We start from the raw sequence: 20,125 nt of genomic DNA on the forward strand, positions 1-20,125 counted from the left end.
TCGGTCAGCTCACCAGTGAAAGAGCGTGGGCGCGCCGCAACTTGCCCGACGGTGTCTTGGGAATCGTGCCGGGTTCCAGCACCACCACATTGCGTGGCCGCACATCGACCTCGGCGAACACCTCGTGGGCGACTTGGCGCTCGACCCGGCGTACCTGCACTTCGTCGCGGAATTCCTTGCATTCCACGGCGACGGCGAAGGTTTCCCGCGAGCGGCCCGCATCCAAGCGGACCGCGACGGCGCAGCCCGGGCGTACGCCGTCGACGCGGCCGGCCGCGCGTTCGATATCGGTGGGGTAGATGTTGCGGCCGGCCATGATGATGACATCCTTGAGGCGGCCACAGACTACGACGTCGCCGACCTCGGTCAGATAGCCGATGTCGCCGGTGTCGTACCACCCCCGATCATTCTGCGCCGCAATGAAACCGGCGATTGTGGTGTAGCCCTTGGTGACGGGTTCGCCGCGCACCTCGATGACCCCGACGCCACGGGCGGGCAGCTCGGCGCCGTCTTCGTCGACGACGCGAAGCTCCAGTCCGTGCAGTGGCTGTCCGAGCGTGACAAGACGGCGGGTGTTGCCTTTCGTCGCAGGGACGGCGCGGTGCAGGACGGCGAGCAGGTCGGCGTCCACTTCATCGATGACCATGCCACCGCCGCACTCGGAGAACGACACCGCCACCGTGGTTTCCGCCATGCCGTAGGCAGGGATGACGGCTTCGGGTGCGAGCCCGAAAGGCAGACCGGCCTCACAGAGGTCCTCGACATCGAGGGGGTCGACCTGCTCAGCTCCTGAGAGCGCCCAGCGCAGTGACGACAGGTCGAACTCGCCGGGCTTGGCCTGCCTGCGCAGCCGTCGGGCAAGCAGGTTGTAGGCGAAGTTGGGGGCTGCCGTCATCGTTCCCCTGTACTTGTCGATCAACCTGGGCCACAACAGGATATCGCTCAAGAAATCCATCGGCGTGACCTTGACCAGTTCGGCGCCGAAGTACATCGGCACCGTCAGATAGCCGGTCATGCCCATGTCGTGGAAGCATGGCAGCCAGCTGACGATGACGTCGGTGTCGATGTCGAAATCGCATCCGACCGTCATTGCCGCGGCGTTGGCGACGATGTTGGCGTGGGTGATCTGGACGGCTTTTGGCGATCCGGTCGACCCGGACGTCAGTTGCATCAGCGCGATGTCGTCTTCGCTCGTGTCCACCGGAGCTATCGGGTCGCCGGCGAGCACTTGTTCGATCGTCACGACGGTCATCCCCATTCCCGACAGCACAGGCACGGCGGCCATGAACGGGTCGGAGACGACGACGGCTTTGGCCCCGATCATGGTGATGACGGCGGTGGTCTCTTCGGCCCAGCGGACCAGGTCGGTGCGAGGCGTGGGCTGGTGCACCATCGTCACGCTCGCGCCGCGCATCCAAATACCCTGTGCGGCAGGAGCTATTTCGACGGGTGCGCCGGCCAGCATGGCGACCGCGTCGCCTGGGCCGACGCCGGCGGCAGCGAGCCCTCCGGCGATTCTGCGGGCACGCTCGTGGACCTCGAGCCAGGAATGGCGGACAGGCGCATGGGGCTCCCCGGTATTGAAGCCCTTGGAGCTGAGGGTTGCGTTGGCGTACATGGTTTCGGTGAATCGGCTCATAGACAGCCCTTAGTGCATTGGCGCAGGCGCCGGTGATCTGAGAATGCGAACGGGGAGCCGCTGGAATTCGACCGTGAACGCAGTGCAGCGTGGATCCCTAGAGTCCACTCCAGATGGTCCCTGGTCCGGGTGGGCCGAGGGCGCGCGATGTCAGGCCCTCCGACTGTACGTCTCGGGCTGCAGGTCTGCCTTGAAGCGCGCCTGGTGGGGCGTGGATATGTGAGACTCCTCGACACCAATATCCCGTGTATGCGTATCGACCGCGAATACCGGCTGACGTCGAGGTTCGTCGGCAGGGACAACGCGTCGCCACCGTGACGTTTCCGTGAGGCTGGTGACCAACCTCGCTCGACTCTAGCGCGGCCTGCCGAATTCGTGACCAGATGTGTGGGCAGAGTGAAGGACAATTGCCTCTGTGCTGCCGTCTCGTTCAACGCTGCAGGCGTGGAACCCCGATTCCTTGACGCCATCTTCGGCAGCGGTGCAATCGGCAGGTCAGGACATCGGCGATGCAGTGTCGGGCATCGACGATGCGATCAGCCGAATGCCGGAGACGCGCGGCTGGTCGGGGGCGGCGCATGACGCGGCGACAGGCATGTTCGGCCGCGCCGACGCCAGTGCGCAGCGGTTCACGCAGTACACGCACGCGGTTGCCGCAGCGCTGAGCAACGGTGCGGCCGCGCTGGGTCCAGCCCGGTCCGCGCTGCTGAACAAAGCCGATCAGGTCGACGCCGGCCGCTGAATGTCACTGATCAGTGGGTGGTGTTCATCGACCCGGTCATGATGTCTGCAGGGGAGATGGCCAAGCTGGAGACACTGGCGCGCGAAGAACAAGGTGCGATCAACTCGCTACTGATTGCTGTCGGCGCCGTCGACGACGCCACCGCCGACGCCGTCATCGCGGCAGGCACCGACCACGGCTTCGTTGCGCCAGAGGCGCCCGGTGATCTGGGGGACCTGATGCTGCCGACGGCGCAACGCCCGCCCGATCAGGTTCCCGATCCGCGTAGTCCGATCGGCCTGGTGCACAGGAGTCGATTCGGGCGGCCGACCAACAGCAGCAGATCCGCGAGGTCACCTACTCGACGAATGAATACGGTGAAGAGGTGACCACCGTCGTCAAACAGGATGGAAGCAAGGCCGTAACGACAGCGATGGATCCGTTTGACTACCCGAGTAAGCAGAACTTCTACATGATGGAGGAGTTCGACAAGGACGGTAATTTTATCGCCCGCACGAGTTCCTGGCACGACCTCGGCAACGATTGCGACTACACCACCATCGCGTATGCAGACGGTTCGCATCTCACGATGTCGATGGATCCCACCGGATATCGGACTGCCGGCTTCACCACCGCCGACGGACGCCACAGCGCAGTTCCCGTCGAGCTGATCGACAATCTGTCGATCGCGACGACCACGGGGATGGGCGGTCTCGAGAAGCACATCGCGCGGGGCGGGTCGTTACCGATGCTCACGGCCGAGTCGGTGGAGAACATCGGCAAGACCATGAAGTTCGGCGGTCCGGCGTTGACCGCGGCGACCACCGTGTTCGACATGGTGATGGCCGATTCCGGTAAGGATCGTTGTATTGCCTTCGTGGCGGGTGTAACCAGTGGTGCCGGCGGTTGGGGAGGCGTGGAACTGGGTGCGGCGGCAGGCACGTTGGGTGGACCGTTCGCGCCGGTGACGGTGCCTGCCGGAGCGATCCTCCTCGGTGGCATCGGCGCATTCGGCGGCGTCGAGTTGGGTCAGTTCATCGGGGACGTCGTATGCCCGTACTAGATCTGCCCGAACCCGCCGAATGGCGCAGGCGACGCTGGCTCGGCCCTCTCCTGCTGGTGATCGGCGCGGGCGTGGCCATCGGATACGGTGCGCTGGGCGTGGTGGCGACGGCCCGCGCAAGCTATCTGACGGCTGCGGTGACGAGCGGATTCGCCGTGTCCACTCTGCTGTTCATCGCTGCGCTGGTTCCGGTGATGGGGGGACACACGGTCGAGAGAACTCGCACCGACGCAACGGGTTTGACGATGGTTCCCGATCGGCGATTCACGCTGCTGGTCACCGCTGCGATCCTGGTAGCGCTGCCAAGTCTGGTGATCTTCACGGTGTTCGCCCCGCTGGGCCGTATCGACTTCGCGACCGGACGAATCCTTCAGGTGGCGTTTCCCGTGCTGGGGGCGTTCGCGGTGATCGTGACGGTGGCGGGGTTGGTCACCGCATGGCGCCGAGGTGGGATTGGCCACGTCACGCTGTCGCCTGTCATGATCGAGAATGCCGATGTGTTGTCGGTGAGGCGATTCGAGTGGGACGACGTCGTCGATGTGGTGGGGCATGCCGAGTCGAAGAAAGCATCTCGCGCCGTCGTCCTTCGCCTGCGCGACGGCGGCGAAGAAGTCATCGGCAATGCGAACGTGTACGTGCGGGGCGGCGCAGCGCTCTACTGGCTGGTGCGCCACTACTGGAAGCATCCCGAAGATCGCGATGAGTTGGTCGACGCGCGAGCATCAAAGCGATGGCAGGAGGGGCGTTTCGACGTGTCTTGAGCGCCGAGACTGAAGCTGTGCAGGCGTCTACTCGAATTTTCCCTGCATATCTTCAGTTTCGGCGTGCGGTCAGCGGATGACCCAGTTCCATACGGACATGTCGCCGCGGGGGTAGTTCATGCAGACGTCGGTGGCGTGCGCGACGACGCCCTTGTTGTTGAAGAAGATCTTGGCCCAGTTGCCCCAGCGGGTGGCGACCTGCTCGTAGTAGATGTTGGTGGCGGTGTTCTCGGAGTACTGGCGGCGGCCCACGGCGTCGAGTGAGAAGAACCAGTGGATGCGGTCGAAGGCCATCTGCTGGATGTCGGCGGGGCGGTTGCTGCGGTCGATCATGTAGCGCTCGAAGTACACCGGGTTGGTGTCGCGGACGGCGGCGAGGTACTGCTCGACGTCGCAGGTGGTGTGGATGATGCGGCGCGGGATCGGATAGTCCTCCGTGGAATCGGCCAGCGCCCGTGGTGAAAGCACTGCGGCCACCACCGCTGCCAGCACGACGAGCATCACGGCGCGCACGGCCCATCGGATGTCACTCATGACAACTTCCCCAGATGCTCGGGGCAGTAGGCGCGAAGGCCGGCGCCCAGGAACTGCCAGACCTGCTCGGTGTTCGCGTCCAGATTCCCGTGGAGGAACTCGGCGGCCTCGCGGCCGTCGGCGTCCACGCCGGTCGTCAACCGCTTGCACGTGATCTTCGCCAGCCACGCGTTGTAGTCCTTCTGCCCATAGATCCCGACGGTCTGCATCTGTGCCGAGAAGTCGGTGTCGGTATCGGCTGAGGCGTTGGGCGCCAGCAGGATCGAAATTGCTGCCAGGCCGATGATCACCCGCTTCACACGGTCACCTCCTGACGCGCCTGCGGCCAGGGTTTCGGTTTCGGTCGCGGACGCACGTGCGTCGGCCACCAGAACCACTTGCCCATCAGCGCCGCGATCGACGGCGTCATCAGCGAGCGGACGATCAGCGTGTCGAACAGCAGGCCCAGCCCGATCGTCGTACCCACCTGTCCGATGGTGATCATGTCGCTGACGATCATGCCGATCATCGTGAAGGCGAACACGAATCCCGCTGCGGTGACGACGGATCCGGTGCCGGCCATCGACCGGATGATGCCGGTGTTGATTCCGGCGTGGACCTCCTCTTTCATTCGGGACACCAGCAGCAGGTTGTAGTCCGCGCCGACGGCGAGCAGCACGATGACCGACATCGGCAGCACCATCCAGCTCAGCGGGATACCGATGATGTGCTGCCACACCAGAACCGACAGACCGAACGACGTTCCGAGGCTCAGCACGACGGTTCCGACGATGACGGCTGCGGCCGCAACGGCCCGGGTGAGGATCACCATGATCAGGAAGATCAGGATCAGCGACGCCACCGCCGCTATGAGCAGGTCGTAGTCGGCGCCCTGTTGCATGTCCTTGTACATCGCCGCGCTGCCGCCGACGTAGACCGTCGAGCCTTCCAGCGGTGTGCCCTTGATGGCGTCGGCGACGGCGACACGCATCGGGTCGATACGGGCGGTGCCTTCCTCGGTCAACGGGTCGCCTTGGTGGAACACAGTGAAGCGCACCGCCTTTCCGTCCGGCGACATCATCAGCTTCATGCCGCGCTGGAAGTCCGCAGTCTGGAAGGCCTCCGGCGGTAGGTAGAACGTGTCGTCGTTACGGGCCGCGTCGAACGCCGCACCCATCGCTGTGCTGTCCTCCTGCATGGCGATGTTCTGGTCCTGTTGCATCTTCTGCGCCTGGTACTGGTTCAGCATGATCTGCTTCTGGTTTTTCATCGTCTGAATCATTGCCGGCATCAGGGCAGCCATCTGCGGCGTCAGCTGGGCCATGCGCTCGATGTCGGGGACCAGTTCGTTGAAGTCGTCGGCCATCGTGCCGATGCCGTCGAGGCTGTCGAAGATCGATCGCAACGCCCAGCACATCGGGATGTTGAAGCAGTGTGGTTCCCAATAGAAGTAGTTGCGCAGCGGCCGGAACTGGTCGTCGAAATCGGCCAGATGATCGCGCACGTCGTTGAGGTTCGCCGACGTGTCCTGCATCTTGTCGGCCATCCGGCGCGTGACGTCCGCGAGCTCGAGGGTGATGCTCTGCATCTTGGTCATCGAGTCGATGGTCACCTGCATCTCGTTGGCCTGCTGCAACGTGTTCTCCAGCACGGTCTGCTGGAAATCGTTGTTCATGATCTGACCGTTGCCGCTCTGGCTCACCGTGTAGGCCAGTGACGCATGCTTGATCGGTTTGCCGTCGGGTCGGGTGATCGTCGTGACCGACGCGATCCCGTTCACCCGCACAAGGGCTTTGGCGATCTTGTCGATGACGAGGAAGTCGGCTGGATTGCGCAGGTCGTGGTCGGCTTCGACCATCACCAGATCGGGGTTCATCTTCGCGTCGGAGAAGTGCCGGTCAGCTGCCGCGTACCCGACGTTGGCGGGCACGTCGTCGGGCAGGTAGATGCGGTCGTTGTAGGTGGTGTGGTAGCCGGGCAGGGTCAGCAGTCCGACCATGCACAGCACAGTCGCCATGATCAGTATGGCGCCGGGCCAGCGGACCGTCGCCGCGCCGAGGCGTCGCCAGCCGCGGGCGCGGCCGTTGCCCTTGGGCTCCAGCACTTTTCCGAAGCGGGTGACGATCGAGATGAGGGCGGGGCCCAGCGTCAGCGCCGCGGCCACGACGATCGTCATGCCGACCGCGAGGGGAATGCCCATGCTCTGGAAGTACGGCAACCGGGTGAAGTGCAGGCAGAGCGTCGCACCCGCAATGGTCATGCCCGAGGCGAGCACCACATGCGCGGTGCCGTGAAACATGTCGTAGTAGGCGGACTCTCGGTCCATACCGTTTCGCCGGGCCTCTTGGTAGCGGCCGATGAGGAAGATCGCGTAGTCGGTGGCGGCGGCGATCGCCAACGTCACCACCATGCTGGTGGCGAACGTCGTCAAGCCGAACACTTCGTAGAACCCGAGGAACGAGACGATCCCGCGGGCCGACAGCAGGCCGATGAACACCATGCCCATCGTGACGAGCATCGTGACGAAGGATCGGTAGACGATCAGCAGCATCACGATGATGATCGCGATCGTCACGCCTTCAATGGTTTTCATGCTGGCGTCGCCGACGATGTTCTGGTCGGTGGTCAGTGCCGCGGGGCCGGTGACGTAGGCCTTGACGCCCGGCGGCGCCTGGGTGCCGTCGACCGCGGTGCGCACGGCGTCCACGGACTGGTTGGCCAGCGCCTCGCCCTGATCGCCGGCGATGTAGACCTGCACGTAGGCGGCCTTGCCGTCAATGCTCTGGGCGCCCGCCGCAGTGAGAGTGTCGCCCCAGAAGTCCTGGACGTGCTGGACGTGGGTGGTGTCGGTGTTGAGCTTGCGGACGATTTCGTCGTAGTAGGTGTGCGCGTCGGGTCCGAGAGGTTCGTCGCCTTCGATGACGATCATCACCGAGCTGGAGGTGTCGTACTCTTCGAACTTCTCGCCGACGTGCTTGGTCGCGATCAGCGACGGGGCGTCGTTGGGGCTCATCGACACGGCGCGCAGCTTGCCGACTTCTTCGAGCTGCGGGACCACGGTATTGAGGAGTGCGACGATCGCGATCCACACCAGCACGATCGGGATGGCGAACATCCGGATGAAGCGCGGCAGTGCGGGCCGCTTGACGGCTGCGTGCCGAGGGAGCACGTCGGTGCGTGCCTCGTCGGTTTCGGTTGTCATGCTGCCTTCACCAGGCAGTAGGTCGCGGCGTTCATACCCTCGGCCGTCCTCTCGTCTTTCACCTCGTCGTCGACCGTGACGCGGCAGCTGATGGATTGGCCGTCACCCTGGGCCATGATGTTCGGCATCACGGACGGCAGCGTCGTCTCCAAGGTCAGTGACCAGGGCAGACTCACCTCGCCGGTGCGTTGTGGCTTGCCGTCGAGATCGGCGTAGTTGATGGTCGCCGAGGAGCCGGTTCCGAAGACCTCGTAGGTGACGACCTTGGGGTTGAAATTCTCGGCGGTGTCCGCGTCGATGGGTGTGACGATGGCGCCGTGGGAGCCGAACACCGAGCGGAGGTTGGACACGGCCAACCCGCCGATGGCGACAGCGAAGACCACTAGGACCGGGAGCCAGACTCGTTTGACGAGCGAAATCACTTGCCGCTCACCGATTGTGGGCGCGCTTGTACTGCAGGCAAGGTGATGCCTTTCGATGAGGGGACGCCGCGAGCCACCTGTCGGCAGGCGATCTCAGGGAAATCTAAGCCTGAAAGTGGATAGAGTCAATCCGGTTATAGCTATTTGGTAAGGGACATCACTAAACTGGGCGCCGTGATTGACAAACCTGGCCGCGATCTGCGCAAAGATGCCGAGCGCAACCGCGCCCGCATCATCGATGCAGCCCGTGAGCTGTGCGCGACCCGTGGGTTGGAGGCCACGCTCAACGAGGTGGCTCATCACGCGGGGCTGGGAGTCGGCACGGTGTACCGGCGGTTTCCGACGAAGGACGCGCTGTTCGAAGCGATCTTCGAGGACGGCATCGACCAACTCGTCGTGCTCGCCGAGGCCGGACTGAAAGCGGACGACTCGTGGGAGGGCCTGTCGTCGTTCGTGTGGAAGATGAGCGAGTTGACGGCCACCGACCGCGGGCTTCGGGAGATCGCGTTCAGCAGGCAGTGCTGCGGCGGTCGGGTCGACATCGGCCGTGACCGGTTGCATCCGCCGGTGAACAGACTCGTCGAGCGAGCTAAGCGGGAAGGCTATCTGCGGGCCGATGTGGCACCCACGGATATGCCGCTGCTCGGGCTGATGGCGGGCGCGGTGAGCGAGTATGCCGGTGACATCAACCCCGAACTGTGGCGGCGCTACGTCGCAATCCTGTTGCAGGGCCTGCGCTGCCAACCGAAGCAGGCTCCCCTTCCGGTCAATGCGCTGAGCCAGGACGAGATGGAGTCGGCGATGTCGACGTGGCGCCCGGGCGCGGGGCAGGCGTAGGCGGAGGCATCTCGACCCAGACGGGTGTAGGCTGGTGTTCAGCTGGTCATCTCCAGCAGTTCGGTTGAGCCTGGTTTCTGCGTATTTCGCGCTGCGCCCGCCGAGTCTTCACCTACGCCGCTCTGCCGGTGGTAATGCCCAGTCGGGATCGTTTTGAATGCACCAACGTTAGTCAACCATTTGCTCGCTCCCTTTGGGATGCAAGGGTTTTCATACCTACCGAAGGTCGGCATCGTCAGCACATACGCACCAACGGTGTGCGGTCTGGCGACTTTCAGTGCCGCCCTTGCCGGCGGCCTGTCGACGCGGGGCGTCGATGTCAGGATCGTGCGTATCGCCGATGACGTTCCGTCTGCCGACCGCGACGTCGTCGGGGAGATCGTCCAGGGTTCGGCACCGTCGATCGCCGCGGCGTGCGCACTGCTGAACAGGAACGATGTCGCGGTCATCCAGCACGAGTACGGCATCTACGGCGGCCCTGACGGCGACGAGGTCGTCGAACTCATGAAGGGGCTTACGGTCCCGTCCATCGTCGTGGCCCACACCGTGCTGAAAGATCCGACAGCACATCAACATTCAGTTCTCGATGAGATTCTTGCTCTGGCTGACCATGTGGTCGTGATGTCGGAGGCGGCCCGGAGACGCCTGTGCGATGGCTTCGCCGTCGCGCGCCGAAAGGTGAGCATCATCCCGCACGGTGCGGCGCTCCCCGTGGGTGTCGCCCTCAAGCGGTCTGGACGACCGACCATCCTGACCTGGGGCCTGCTGGGCCCTGGAAAAGGTGTCGAGCGGGTCATCGATGCGATGCCTGCGCTCAAGGATCTTCCTCAGCGGCCGCGGTACCTGATTGCCGGCCGCACTCACCCCAAGGTGTTCGCTGCTCAGGGCGAGGCCTACCGCGATGGGCTCGTCGCTCAGGCGCAGCGCCTTGGCGTCGCCGACTCGGTGTTCTTCGACGCGGCCTACCGCACCCAGAAACAGTTGACCGAGCTCATGCAGGCGGCCGCCGTCGTGGTCCTGCCCTATGACTCGAAAGACCAGGTCACCTCGGGAGTGCTGGTCGACTCCGTCGCCGGCGGGCGGCCGATCATCGCGACCGCCTTCCCCCACGCCATCGAATTGCTCGGCACCGGCGCAGGCACCGTGGTCGGACACGACGACCCCGACGCTCTGACGAGAGCCCTACGGCGCACACTGACCAACCCGCGCGCCGCGGGCACCATGGCGTCCGAGGCGCGGGGGCTGGCTCCGGCGATGGCGTGGCCCGTGGTTGCCAACGCCTACGTCGTTCTGGCGCAGCGGTTGGTCGCCGAACGGCTGGCAGCTGCGTGAGTGGTAGAGCGGGACTACATCGATTCGACCATCTGTTGCGAATGACTGATCACCGCGCCACTTTCGAGCACGCCCGATTCACCGAACCTCGCCGCGCACATGGCTACTGCACCGACGACATGGCCCGCGTTCTCGTCGTCGCCACCCGGGAACCGGCGTCGAGCCCCGAAGTGAACGGTCTCGCCGGAAAGGCCCTGACCTTCCTGAACGAAGCTCAGTCCCATGACGGGACGTGCCGTAATCGGATGAGTGTCGGCGGTCAGTGGACGGACGCTCCGAGCACCGACGACCACTGGGGACGGATGATCTGGGGGCTCGGTACCGCTGCAGCCCGCAGTGACGTCAGCCTGGTTCGCCGCGTCGCGACGATTCAGTTCGAACGCGCCGCCAAGACAAGGTCTGTCCATCCTCGGGCGATGGCCTTCGCGGCGATCGGTGCGGCCGAGCTCCTCGGTGTCCAACCCGGACATGAGCAAGCGCTCAGGCTGCTCTCCGACTACGCCGCATCCGCTCCGAAGCCGACCGGTGATCGCGAATGGCCTTGGCCCGAAACGCGACTCACGTATGCCAACGCCGTGCTGGCCGAGGCGATGATCGCGGCAGGGGTGGCCCTGGACGACATTGCGCTACGACAGCACGGGCTGGACCTACTGGAATGGCTGTTGGATGTCGAGACGGCCGACGGTCATCTCTCACCCACGCCCGTACGAGGCAGGGGACCAAGGGACATGGCACCGGGGTTCGACCAGCAGCCGATCGAGGTGGCCAGTCTGGCCGATGCGTGTCACCGCGCTGCATCCACAGATCCGCGAGCGCTGTGGCCAGATGGCGTCCGCGCGGCCGCTGCGTGGTTCCACGGCGACAACGATCTCGGCTTGCCGATGTGGGACCGGCAGACGGGCGGGGGATTCGACGGCTTGCACGCAGACCGCGTGAACCTCAACCAGGGAGCGGAGTCCACCCTCGCCGTCATCGCGACGCTGCAGCAGGCTCAGATGTTCTCGTCTGTTGCGCAGTGAGTTCCGCTCGAACCGAACTCGTCACCCGTAGCTCGCAACGCATCGAGGCGGACGCCGGTCGCGTGGTCACCCGACTGTTCGTGCCGGGCCAGGAGAGCTTCGAGCTCCAGGAGTCCCGTGCGGGCGTCGTGCTGTCTCGCATCTTGGCGCTGAGCGATGACGAGGTTCGGAAGGCTCTGCACGATGTCGTGACCCGCTTCGGCGGTCGGCACCGCGACCTGAAGGGCACCTGGCGCAAGCACGCCAGTGAGCTCGCCGACCGGCTCGACCCGAACCGGGAGTTCACCGAATCACGAATGCTGTTGCTCGGAGCCACTTTCACCAACGAGTTCGCCATCGAAGGTGCGGCGCTCTGCAATCCCAGCATGGTGGCCCACCCTGATCAGTCAGGGATAGCGCAGGGAAGCCTGCGGTTCGTCATGAGCGTGCGGGGGATCGGCGAGGGACACCGCTCCACCATCGGTTTCCGCACCGGCGTCATCGACGCCGCCGGCCGTACCACGATCGACGAGCCGGTTCCGTTCGCCTCCACCGGGCGGATCGAACATACGCTGCTCGACGTCGCCGTCTTCCGCGCCGAACTCAGCAGACATGACCACGCCGGCGAAGCCGCCGACTATGTCTTCGATGCTCTCGGTGCCCTCTTCACCCGAGCTGACCTCGATGAGCGCCTCGACAGCCTACGGGCCCACCTGAGTACACGGGGACAAGCCGTAGACACCATCGCCCTGATCGGGCAGATCGCCGCCCGCTCCTATGCTGTCGAATTCGGCAGTGAAACAACACTTTCCGAACGGGTGCTGTGGTCGGCGATGGATGCCGAGCAGGCGGGCATGGAGGATGCACGGTTCGTGCGCTTCACCGATGACGATGGTTCGATCGCTTACCACGCCACGTACACGGCCTACAGCGGATCGCAGATCAGCCAGCAACTCCTCACGACCACCGACTTCCAGAACTTCACCTCGATGCCGCTGGTGGGCGGTGCTGCGGCGAACAAGGGTATGGCGTTTTTCCCCCGCCGGATCAAAGGCCGGTACGCGGCCATGTCGAGGTCGGACCGCGAGACGAACTCGGTTGCATTCGCCGACCATCTGTCGGTTTGGCCGACCTCGGCGCCGTGCCAGCACCCGACGGAGTCCTGGGAGACGCTGCAGCTTGGAAACTGTGGTCCGCCAATCGAAACGGATGCGGGCTGGCTCGTGTTGACCCATGGGGTAGGGCCGATGCGCACCTACAGCATCGGGGCGATACTGCTCGACCTCGACGATCCGACGCGAGTGATCGGCCGTCTGAGACGGCCGTTGCTGGCCCCGTCGGCGGAGGAGCAGAACGGTTACGTGCCCAACGTGGTCTACTCCTGTGGCGCGCTGATCCATGCTGACACCGTGGTCATTCCGTACGGGATCGCCGACGGCGCGATCGGGGTGGCCGCCGCGCCACTGGCCGAACTCTTGGCCGAACTGACGTGACACTGACCACGTGCTGGGGTTTGTCAGCGTTTATCGGCACTGACCGCGGGTAGTCTCGAGCTAGCCCGCCGACGCGATGCGACTTCTCGCCCGATCATCGTCGACCGGCGCCACATACTTCGGTTTCAGGGTCTACATCGATGCCCTTCAGCTGGATCGACTCTAGGACCCACATGGCAATCACCGACATCGCCCGATACACACATCTCACCCCACACGACATCGAGAATCTCGGACGAGAACTCGATCTGATCCGCAGTGACATCGAAGAGTCCCTCGGGACCCGTGACGCCACCTACATCCGGCGGACGATCCTGTTCCAGCGCACCCTCGACGTCGCGTCGCGGGTCCTCATCACTACCGCTCGCTCGAGGGCAGTCTGGGCTCTGGGCACCGCCGCGCTCGGTTTTGCGAAAAGCGTCGAGAACATGGAAATCGGCCACAATGTGTCGCACGGCCAATGGGATTGGATGAACGACCCGGAGATCCACTCGACCACGTGGGAGTGGGACATGGTCGCCGTCTCGTCGCAGTGGAAGACGTCGCACAACTATCGCCACCACGTGTTCACCAATGTGATCGGCGAGGACGACGATCTCGGATTCGGCGTGATGCGCGTGAGCCCTGATCAGCCGTGGACGCGGGGTCACCTGCTGCAGCCCCTGCAGAACCTGTTCCTGGCTTTGACATTCGAGTGGGGCATCGCTCTGCACGGTGTCGATTTGAAGCGAACGCGGGCAGAGAAGGTCGCGCAGGCGAAGGACGTTCTGCGCAAGATCTCCCGCCAAGGATTCAAGGATTACATCCTGTGGCCCGCGCTGAGCCTCAAACGCTGGCGCAGGACGCTGCAGGCGAATGCGGTCGCCAACCTGATACGGAATCTGTGGGCGTATGTGGTGATCTTCTGCGGCCACTTTCCTGACGGCACACAGACATTCACCGCCGATGTGCTGAAGACCGAAACCAGAGCCGAGTGGTATCTGCGGCAGATGCTGGGAACGGCGAACTTTAAAGCCGGTCGGCTCTTGGGTTTTGCGAGCGGCAACCTGTGCTACCAGATCGAACACCATCTGTTTCCGGATCTGCCGAGTAATCGGCTTGCCGAGGTCGCCGCGCGGGTCCGGCCCCTGTGTGAGAAGTACGGCATTCCGTACCTGACGGGCTCGCTGGCGCACCAGTACGGGTCGACGCTGCGCACCATCCACCGGCTCGCGTTGCCGAACGGATTCTTCGGTGGGCGCCGAGGCGGCGCCATGGTGAAGATTCATCCGCGGCTCAGCGAGACTGCAACCACGCAGGCCGTTACTCGAACTTTTGCTGCGTAGTTACAGTTTCGGCGGCACTAGCGCTGGACGGTGATTGGTCGGCTTTGGCACGCAGCAGACCTGGCGGCCGGCAGTGCAGCCCTGATGGGCTACACCTGACCCATTCCGCCGTCGATGCAAAGTTCTGCACCCGTCATGAAGCTGCTCTCATCGGACGCGAGGAACAATGCACCATTGGCGATCTCGTCGGGGAGTCCCAGGCGTCCCATCGGGACGTGGGTGCTCATCTCGGCGCGCAGAGCTGCAGGATCCAGACCGAAGTACTCGGCCTGCCCGTCGATGATGTCCGTGTCGATCGGGCCCGGACTCAGCACGTTGACCCTGAGGCCGCGGTCGCCGAACTCGGCTGCCCATGTTCTCGCGTAGGATCGGACGGCCGCCTTTGTCGCGCTGTAAACACCAGCTCCGACAAGCCCTTTGAATGCGGTGATCGAGCCCAGCAAGATGATCGATCCACCGGCGCGAAGGAGCGGCAGGGCTCGCTGGACGGTGAACAGGGCGCCGCGGGCATTGAGGTCGAAGGTGCGGTCGAAGTGTTCTTCGGTGACGTCTCCCAGATTGGTCCGCTCGATACTTCCCGCGTTTGCGACGACCACATCGAGGTGACCGCTCTGCTGGCGGATGATCTCCATCAGATCGCCGAGATCGTCCGACGCCGTCGCGTCTGCGGTGACCGGGGTGACTCGTCCCGCGATGGAAGACTTTGCGGCGTCGAGCGTGTCCGCTCGTCGACCCGTGATGTAGACGTGGGCTCCTTCACTTCCGAATCTCTGGGCAATCGCTAGGCCGAGGCCAGCGCTTCCGCCAGTGACGAGGGCTACCTTGTTCGCAAGACGCATACCTTCTCCTTGAGTTGTCATCCTCTGCAGCGCGTACTAGGGCGGCGGTCGATCATTGCTGTGCGTCGCGCCAGGCGAGCATTTCTTCGAGCACCGCAGTGGTGATTCATGTGAGGTCCCGTCGTTTCTTGTTGGGGCGTTTCAGGATTGGGATTGGCAGCGGCGCGCGCTGATGGTGACGCGAAGCGCGTGGCCGTGCTGATGGCACCACGGTAGGTCGGGCATTGCATAGACGCAAATAGTGGCAACGTATGCTCGACATTGAGATTATCTATGTCATGTCGAGGTGACTCTGATGAACCTGCGCCAATACGAGTACGCCCTTGCCGTCGCCGAGGAGGGCTCGATGACAGCGGCAGCCGAACGCCTGCGCGTCACCCAACCCTCGTTGTCGCAGCAGATCGGCGCCTTGGAAAAGCACCTCGGGGTGGCGCTGTTTACGCGCACTCCGACGGGAGTGACGGTGACGGTGGCTGGGCGCGCGTTCCTTGCAGAGGCGAAGGTCGCGACGACTGCATCCCGACGCGCCGTCACTGCAGCCCGCGCAGCTGACGGGGAACTGGCGGGCGAACTGATCATCGCCGTTCACATGGGTCTGGGGGCGCGCCAGCTGCCAAAGGCTTTGGGCCAGCTTCGCCAGCGGCATCCAAAGCTTCAGGTGACTCTGCACGAGGAGCCCGATCCTGCGGACATGGAGCGTCTGCTGCGCCAGGGATCGCTGGACATGGTCCTGGTGCACCGCGTCCCCGCCGGATGCACCTTCGACATCCACCCACTGGGCGAGGAGGCCTACGTCGCCGTCCTGCCCAAGGGGCACCCTCTTCTCGCCGATAACACAACCGTGCGCCTGGAAGAGCTGGCGGCAGAGGGTTGGATCCGATTCCGGCGCACCAGCCTGCTCGACGAGTACCTGGCCCGCCTGCTCGCCGATGCAGGCCTCGGGCCACAGACGGTGGCCCGCGCGTCACAGATCTCCACGGCGGTACGCCTCGTGGCTGAGGGCCTGGGTATCGCTGTGGTTCCGGCCTCCGCCATCCCCGAGGGCTTCGAAGAACTCGCCCGCCCGCTGGAGCCCTCCCTCGCTGAGCCCGTCCTTCTCGGGCTGCGACGCAACCCGGGCGCGGCGGAGACGGCGATGCTCGACCAGCTCAACCAGCAGAACTGGTGCGGCACAGGCCTACTCTGTCAGGGCACGCCCGAGTGAGAGTCCGGGGGTGTCAGCGCTGGACGGTAGCCCACTGTCCGAGTCGCGCGCTTTCCGCGATCGCCTCACCGATGAGCACCTGCTCGAGGCCGTCCTCGAATGTCGGGTACTCGCCACCGTCGTAGACCGCGCGGAACAAGGCCTTAAACGCGTCGGGGTACCCCATCGCGTGCCCCGCCGGGTAGTCACCAGCCGAACGCAATTCGAGCTGGTTGGGCGACGAGCGGTGCCCGGTCCACAACTGGTCCGGATTCTCCGAGTTCCACGCCAGCGACGCTTCGGAACCGCTGACCTCGAAGCTCAGATGGTTCTTCCGCCCCGGCGACACCTGCGACAGCGTCAGCACCCCGCGCGCCCCGCCGTCGAACCGCAGCAGCACGCCCGCCATGTCCTCGGTCGTCACGGTCGAGCCTTGGCGCACCGGGAGAACCGTCGTTAGGTCCGCCATCACCGCCTCGACCCGCTGGCCCGTCACGAAACCGACGAGATCCAGCCAGTGCGAACCGATGTCCCCGACCACCCGCAACGGGCCGCCGACCGCGGGGTCGAGCCGCCAGTTCCAGTCGGTGTCCTCAGACAGCCAGTCCTGCAAATAGTTTCCGGTTACGAGTCGCACGTCGCCGACGGACCGGGCCGCCGCCTCTTGGCACAGCGGGTAGAAGCGCGAGAGGAAGCAGACGGCGTTGACGAGACCCAGCTCGGTGGCCGCGGCGGACAGCATGTGCGCCTGAGAGGACGACATCGCCAGCGGCTTCTCGCACACGACATGCTTACCGGCCTGCAGGCAGGCCATCGCCTGCTCGAAGTGCATGTGGTTGGGCGAACAGATGTGCACGATGTCGACGCGAGGGTCGTCGAGCATCTCGTCGAAGCTGTCGTACGTGTGGGCATACTCGACGGTGCGAGAGCCGACGACGCCGGCGACGAGAACACCGATGCGCGCCAACGCTTCTGCATGGGTGCGCGCCATGAAACCGGTGCCGACGATGGCCGCCGTCATGTCCGAAACAGGAATCGTTCCACCTTTCCGAGGCGCAATACGACGGCGAACGCCAGCGCCACGACGGCGATGAAGAACGCGGAGACCGCTCCGAGCGACGGCGAGATCGCCCCGCGCAGCCCCGAATACACGAACACCGGCAGCGTCTGGTTGTCGATCGTCGTCAACACTTGGGCGACGACGAAATCGGTGATGCTCAAGACGAACACGACCAGGGCACCCGTCACGATGCCCGGCGCGAGCAGTGGCAGCCGCACGAAAAGGAACTGCTCGACAGGATCGGCGCCCAGGGTCGCGGCCGCGGGCACCAGGTTCGGGTCGGTGTCCTCGATCGCGGCCAGCACCGTCCACAGCATGAACGGAAAGCACGTCACCGCCACGGCGATCGCCAGCGCGGTCAGGCTGCCCCGCACGCCGAGCTGCCCGTAGAGATCGAAGTACGCGAAGGCCGTGACGATGGTGGGCGACGACAAGCCTAGCGACAGCAGCACCGTGAACAGCGTTCTGCTGTACCGCCCGACATTCGGCAGCGCCAGCGCGGCGGGAACGCCGCACACGACGTTGATGAGCACGCTCAGGCCGGCGACGTACAGGCTGTTGCCCAGTGCCGTCCACACCGCCTCGTTGCCGAACATCGCGCTGTACCAGTCAAAGGTGAAGCCCTGCGGGGGGAACGTCAGCACCTCGCCCGACGACAGCGACGCCATCAGCACGAGCGCCGTCGGCGCCAGCAACGGGATCAGCGCCAGGCCCGTGACGACGGCGGCCAACCGGATGCGTTTCACCGTCGCCTCCGGGCCCGGCCGATCACCAGGATGAGCGCCGTGCCGAAGCTGACGATCAGCATCAGCAGCACACCGATCGCAGCACCCTGCGCAGGGTTACCCAGCCCGAGATAGCGGTCCTGCAGGAAGTTCGACACGAAGTTCTTCAGGCCGCGGCCGAGGATGGCGGGATCGGCGAACGCGGCCATCGTCATTGCGAAGCAGGCCGCGAAGGCGGCGATGATCCCGACGCGCAGCTGCGGCAGCGTGATGCGGAGGAAGACGGTCTTCGGGGGTGCGCCGAGAGTGGCTGCCGCAGCGCCGAGTTCGGGATTGATGCGCAACACCGCAGGCAGCAGGACGACGACGGCCGCGGGCAGCAGGATCTGCACGATGCCGATCCCGATGCCCCACAGCCCGCCGACCAGGTTCGCCGAGGTCAGCCATTCCACCGGCCCGCCGGGGCCGATCGCGACGAGCAGGCCAAAAGTGCGGGTGATGTCGCCGGTCAGCATCGGCACGAACACGCCGATCAGCAGCGCCAGGCGCAGCCACCGTCGCCGCACGCGCGTCAACGTCAACGCGTACGGAATGGCGATCGCGACGGCCACCAACGGCGCCAGCACGGCCATCGTCAGCGACCGCATCAACACGGTGTGGAACTGCGCATCGGCGACGAGGTCGCTGTACTGCACCAGAGACAGGTCGCCCTGCTGGAGCAGGAAGCTGTCGTAGGCGTGCAGGCTGCGCCACAGCAGCGCCGCGAGCCCGGCCACGAGAGACCCGGCGAGAATCAACGCCGGCACCAACGCCACCACCCGCGTCAACCGTGACGGCACCGCCCGGGAGCAGACCTCGCGGAGCGTGATGAGCGCGTCGACGACCCGCCACGGCGCCGAGGCGGCCGGGTCGGAGGCATTGCGGGAGTGCATGAGTCAGGCCTGCGTGACGATGGGGACGTCGTCGGCGTTCCACGCGACGATCACCGCGTCGCCGATCGCATGCGACGAGGCGTTACGCCCGGCGGGGATGTGGACGGCGGCGGTGGGCCCGCAGTCGAGGCGGACCTGATAGAACGTGCCGTGTCCGTCGAACGCGGAGAACAGCACCTCGCCGGGCAGTCCGTTGTCGAAGCAGTGCCGTGCGTCGGCGTCGACGAGGCGCAGCCGCTCGGGCCGCATGACCGCCGTCGCGCGGCCCAACGGCACCGACGAACCGACCGCGACGGTGACGCCGGAGCTCTCCAACGTCCCCGCGGTGGCAATGGATCCTTCGAGCAGCAGCGGGTCGCCGAGGAAGCCGGCAACGAAAGTCGTTGCGGGCGAAGCGTAGAGGTCGGTGCCGCGGCCGCACTGCACGATGCGCCCGGCGTCCATGACGGCGATTCGGTCGCTGACCATCAGGGCCTCACGCTGGTCGTGGGTGACGTTGACGATGGTGACGCCGAGCTCGCGGTGGATGCGGGTCAGCTCGAGCTGCATGCTCTCGCGCAGGCGACGGTCCAGCGCGGACAGCGGCTCGTCGAGCAGCAGGATGCGCGGCTGGTAGACCAGGGCTCGGGCGAGGGCGACGCGCTGGCTCTGTCCGCCGGAGAGCTCGCTGACCGCGCGGTGCTGTAGATCGGGCAGCTGCACCAGATCCAACGCCTCGCTGACGCGCCGCGCGATCTCTTTGCGACCGACGCGGCGCATCCGCAGGGGAAAGCCGACGTTGTCACCGACGCTCAGGTGGGGAAACAGCGCCAGCGACTGGAAGACGACGCCGAGTTCGCGCGTGTGCGCCGGGCGGCCCGTCATGCTCTGCCCGCCGATCACCACGTCGCCGCTGTCGGCGTCGAGCAGGCCGGCGATGATGCGCAGCAGCGTGGACTTGCCGGAGCCCGACGGGCCGAGCAGGGTGAAGAACTCGCCGTCGCCGATCTCGACGGACACGTCGTCGAGGACGGTGAGCACGCCGTAATTCTTCACGACGTGGTCCACCCGGATGGCGGCGGTCGAGTTCATTCAGTTCTT

Annotated in this window: 20 protein-coding genes; 10 read left to right on the plus strand and 10 right to left on the minus strand. The window is 65.1% G+C overall.

From position 1 onward, the window contains the following. Positions 1-4: 4 nt before the first annotated feature. Entirely contained in the window at positions 5-1,639 is a 1,635-nt protein-coding gene (locus P9A17_RS03565) for a fatty acyl-AMP ligase (RefSeq protein WP_278037228.1), read from the minus strand. A gap of 415 nt (positions 1,640-2,054) precedes the next feature. On the opposite strand from P9A17_RS03565, the gene P9A17_RS03570 reads away from it, so the two are divergent. The 4 genes from P9A17_RS03570 to P9A17_RS03585 are packed head-to-tail and all read left to right on the plus strand — an operon-like array spanning position 2,055 to position 4,184. Continuing rightward, positions 2,055-2,381, plus strand: a complete 327-nt coding sequence (locus P9A17_RS03570) for a WXG100 family type VII secretion target (protein ID WP_278037229.1) — start codon at positions 2,055-2,057, stop codon at positions 2,379-2,381. 17 nt (positions 2,382-2,398) lie between these two features. Then, complete coding sequence (locus P9A17_RS03575; RefSeq protein WP_278037230.1) at positions 2,399-2,749, plus strand: hypothetical protein; 351 nt, start codon at positions 2,399-2,401, stop codon at positions 2,747-2,749. Next, on the plus strand, positions 2,746-3,423 hold the full coding sequence (locus tag P9A17_RS03580) for a hypothetical protein (protein WP_278037231.1): 678 nt from the start codon (positions 2,746-2,748) through the stop codon (positions 3,421-3,423). Before P9A17_RS03575 ends, P9A17_RS03580 begins: the two co-directional genes overlap by 4 nt. Continuing rightward, positions 3,411-4,184, plus strand: a complete 774-nt coding sequence (locus tag P9A17_RS03585; RefSeq protein ID WP_278037232.1) for a hypothetical protein — start codon at positions 3,411-3,413, stop codon at positions 4,182-4,184. The genes P9A17_RS03580 and P9A17_RS03585 overlap by 13 nt, the downstream gene beginning before the upstream one ends. 69 nt (positions 4,185-4,253) lie before the next feature. Here P9A17_RS03585 and P9A17_RS03590 read toward each other — a convergent pair whose 3' ends face one another. Genes P9A17_RS03590 through P9A17_RS03605 form a run of 4 tightly spaced genes read right to left on the minus strand, consistent with a single transcriptional unit; the run spans position 4,254 to position 8,321 of the window. After that, complete coding sequence (locus tag P9A17_RS03590; RefSeq protein ID WP_278037233.1) at positions 4,254-4,718, minus strand: DUF5078 domain-containing protein; 465 nt, start codon at positions 4,716-4,718, stop codon at positions 4,254-4,256. Continuing rightward, the gene (locus P9A17_RS03595; protein ID WP_278037234.1) at positions 4,715-5,017 is read right to left on the minus strand and encodes a DUF732 domain-containing protein; all 303 of its coding nucleotides are present in this window, start codon (positions 5,015-5,017) and stop codon (positions 4,715-4,717) included. The genes P9A17_RS03590 and P9A17_RS03595 overlap by 4 nt, the downstream gene beginning before the upstream one ends. Further along, positions 5,014-7,899 (minus strand): MMPL family transporter, encoded by a 2,886-nt coding sequence (locus P9A17_RS03600; RefSeq protein ID WP_278037235.1) that lies wholly within the window; start codon positions 7,897-7,899, stop codon positions 5,014-5,016. Before P9A17_RS03600 ends, P9A17_RS03595 begins: the two co-directional genes overlap by 4 nt. Beyond that, a complete protein-coding gene (locus P9A17_RS03605) occupies positions 7,896-8,321 on the minus strand; it encodes an MmpS family transport accessory protein (protein ID WP_278037236.1) in 426 nt (141 codons plus the stop codon). The genes P9A17_RS03600 and P9A17_RS03605 overlap by 4 nt, the downstream gene beginning before the upstream one ends. Positions 8,322-8,495: 174 nt before the next feature. Here P9A17_RS03605 and P9A17_RS03610 point away from each other — a divergent pair, with 174 nt between their 5' ends. The 5 genes from P9A17_RS03610 to P9A17_RS03630 all read left to right on the plus strand — a co-directional run bounded on the left by P9A17_RS03610 (position 8,496) and on the right by P9A17_RS03630 (position 14,306). Then, entirely contained in the window at positions 8,496-9,158 is a 663-nt protein-coding gene (locus P9A17_RS03610) for a TetR/AcrR family transcriptional regulator (protein ID WP_278037237.1), read from the plus strand. Positions 9,159-9,356: 198 nt separating this feature from the next. Continuing rightward, the gene (locus tag P9A17_RS03615; RefSeq protein WP_278037238.1) at positions 9,357-10,490 is read left to right on the plus strand and encodes a glycosyltransferase; all 1,134 of its coding nucleotides are present in this window, start codon (positions 9,357-9,359) and stop codon (positions 10,488-10,490) included. Positions 10,491-10,531: 41 nt separating this feature from the next. Continuing rightward, complete coding sequence (locus P9A17_RS03620; RefSeq protein ID WP_278037239.1) at positions 10,532-11,509, plus strand: glycosyltransferase; 978 nt, start codon at positions 10,532-10,534, stop codon at positions 11,507-11,509. After that, complete coding sequence (locus P9A17_RS03625; RefSeq protein ID WP_278037240.1) at positions 11,506-12,981, plus strand: glycoside hydrolase family 130 protein; 1,476 nt, start codon at positions 11,506-11,508, stop codon at positions 12,979-12,981. The genes P9A17_RS03620 and P9A17_RS03625 overlap by 4 nt, the downstream gene beginning before the upstream one ends. A 173-nt stretch (positions 12,982-13,154) precedes the next feature. Continuing rightward, entirely contained in the window at positions 13,155-14,306 is a 1,152-nt protein-coding gene (locus P9A17_RS03630) for an acyl-CoA desaturase (RefSeq protein ID WP_278037241.1), read from the plus strand. Positions 14,307-14,395: 89 nt separating this feature from the next. Here P9A17_RS03630 and P9A17_RS03635 read toward each other — a convergent pair whose 3' ends face one another. Next, complete coding sequence (locus P9A17_RS03635; protein ID WP_278037242.1) at positions 14,396-15,145, minus strand: SDR family oxidoreductase; 750 nt, start codon at positions 15,143-15,145, stop codon at positions 14,396-14,398. Positions 15,146-15,440: 295 nt separating this feature from the next. On the opposite strand from P9A17_RS03635, the gene P9A17_RS03640 reads away from it, so the two are divergent. Further along, positions 15,441-16,349, plus strand: coding sequence for a LysR family transcriptional regulator (locus P9A17_RS03640; protein ID WP_278037243.1), 909 nt, complete (start codon positions 15,441-15,443; stop codon positions 16,347-16,349). Between the two features lie 13 nt (positions 16,350-16,362). On the opposite strand, the gene P9A17_RS03645 is transcribed toward P9A17_RS03640, so the two are convergent. Genes P9A17_RS03645 through P9A17_RS03660 form a run of 4 tightly spaced genes read right to left on the minus strand, consistent with a single transcriptional unit; the run spans position 16,363 to position 20,116 of the window. Further along, positions 16,363-17,349, minus strand: coding sequence for a Gfo/Idh/MocA family oxidoreductase (locus tag P9A17_RS03645; protein WP_278037244.1), 987 nt, complete (start codon positions 17,347-17,349; stop codon positions 16,363-16,365). Continuing rightward, on the minus strand, positions 17,346-18,134 hold the full coding sequence (locus P9A17_RS03650; RefSeq protein ID WP_278037245.1) for an ABC transporter permease: 789 nt from the start codon (positions 18,132-18,134) through the stop codon (positions 17,346-17,348). Before P9A17_RS03650 ends, P9A17_RS03645 begins: the two co-directional genes overlap by 4 nt. Then, entirely contained in the window at positions 18,131-19,045 is a 915-nt protein-coding gene (locus P9A17_RS03655) for a hypothetical protein (RefSeq protein WP_278037246.1), read from the minus strand. Before P9A17_RS03655 ends, P9A17_RS03650 begins: the two co-directional genes overlap by 4 nt. Before the next feature lie 3 nt (positions 19,046-19,048). Continuing rightward, a complete protein-coding gene (locus P9A17_RS03660; protein ID WP_278037247.1) occupies positions 19,049-20,116 on the minus strand; it encodes an ABC transporter ATP-binding protein in 1,068 nt (355 codons plus the stop codon). Between the last annotated feature and the right edge of the window lie 9 nt (positions 20,117-20,125).

Origin of the sequence: Mycobacterium sp. 236(2023), from assembly GCF_029623955.1 — a bacterium.
Taxonomy (GTDB): domain Bacteria; phylum Actinomycetota; class Actinomycetes; order Mycobacteriales; family Mycobacteriaceae; genus Mycobacterium.

Coding starts and splice junctions, on each gene's coding strand:
- P9A17_RS03565 (WP_278037228.1), bottom strand. CDS start 1,639: ATGAGCCGATTCACCGAAACCATGTACGCCAACGCAACCCTCAGCTCC.
- P9A17_RS03585 (WP_278037232.1), top strand. CDS start 3,411: ATGCCCGTACTAGATCTGCCCGAACCCGCCGAATGGCGCAGGCGACGC.
- P9A17_RS03590 (WP_278037233.1), bottom strand. CDS start 4,718: ATGAGTGACATCCGATGGGCCGTGCGCGCCGTGATGCTCGTCGTGCTG.
- P9A17_RS03600 (WP_278037235.1), bottom strand. CDS start 7,899: ATGACAACCGAAACCGACGAGGCACGCACCGACGTGCTCCCTCGGCAC.
- P9A17_RS03615 (WP_278037238.1), top strand. CDS start 9,357: ATGCAAGGGTTTTCATACCTACCGAAGGTCGGCATCGTCAGCACATAC.
- P9A17_RS03620 (WP_278037239.1), top strand. CDS start 10,532: ATGACTGATCACCGCGCCACTTTCGAGCACGCCCGATTCACCGAACCT.
- P9A17_RS03630 (WP_278037241.1), top strand. CDS start 13,155: ATGGCAATCACCGACATCGCCCGATACACACATCTCACCCCACACGAC.
- P9A17_RS03635 (WP_278037242.1), bottom strand. CDS start 15,145: ATGCGTCTTGCGAACAAGGTAGCCCTCGTCACTGGCGGAAGCGCTGGC.
- P9A17_RS03640 (WP_278037243.1), top strand. CDS start 15,441: ATGAACCTGCGCCAATACGAGTACGCCCTTGCCGTCGCCGAGGAGGGC.
- P9A17_RS03645 (WP_278037244.1), bottom strand. CDS start 17,349: ATGACGGCGGCCATCGTCGGCACCGGTTTCATGGCGCGCACCCATGCA.
- P9A17_RS03655 (WP_278037246.1), bottom strand. CDS start 19,045: ATGCACTCCCGCAATGCCTCCGACCCGGCCGCCTCGGCGCCGTGGCGG.
- P9A17_RS03660 (WP_278037247.1), bottom strand. CDS start 20,116: ATGAACTCGACCGCCGCCATCCGGGTGGACCACGTCGTGAAGAATTAC.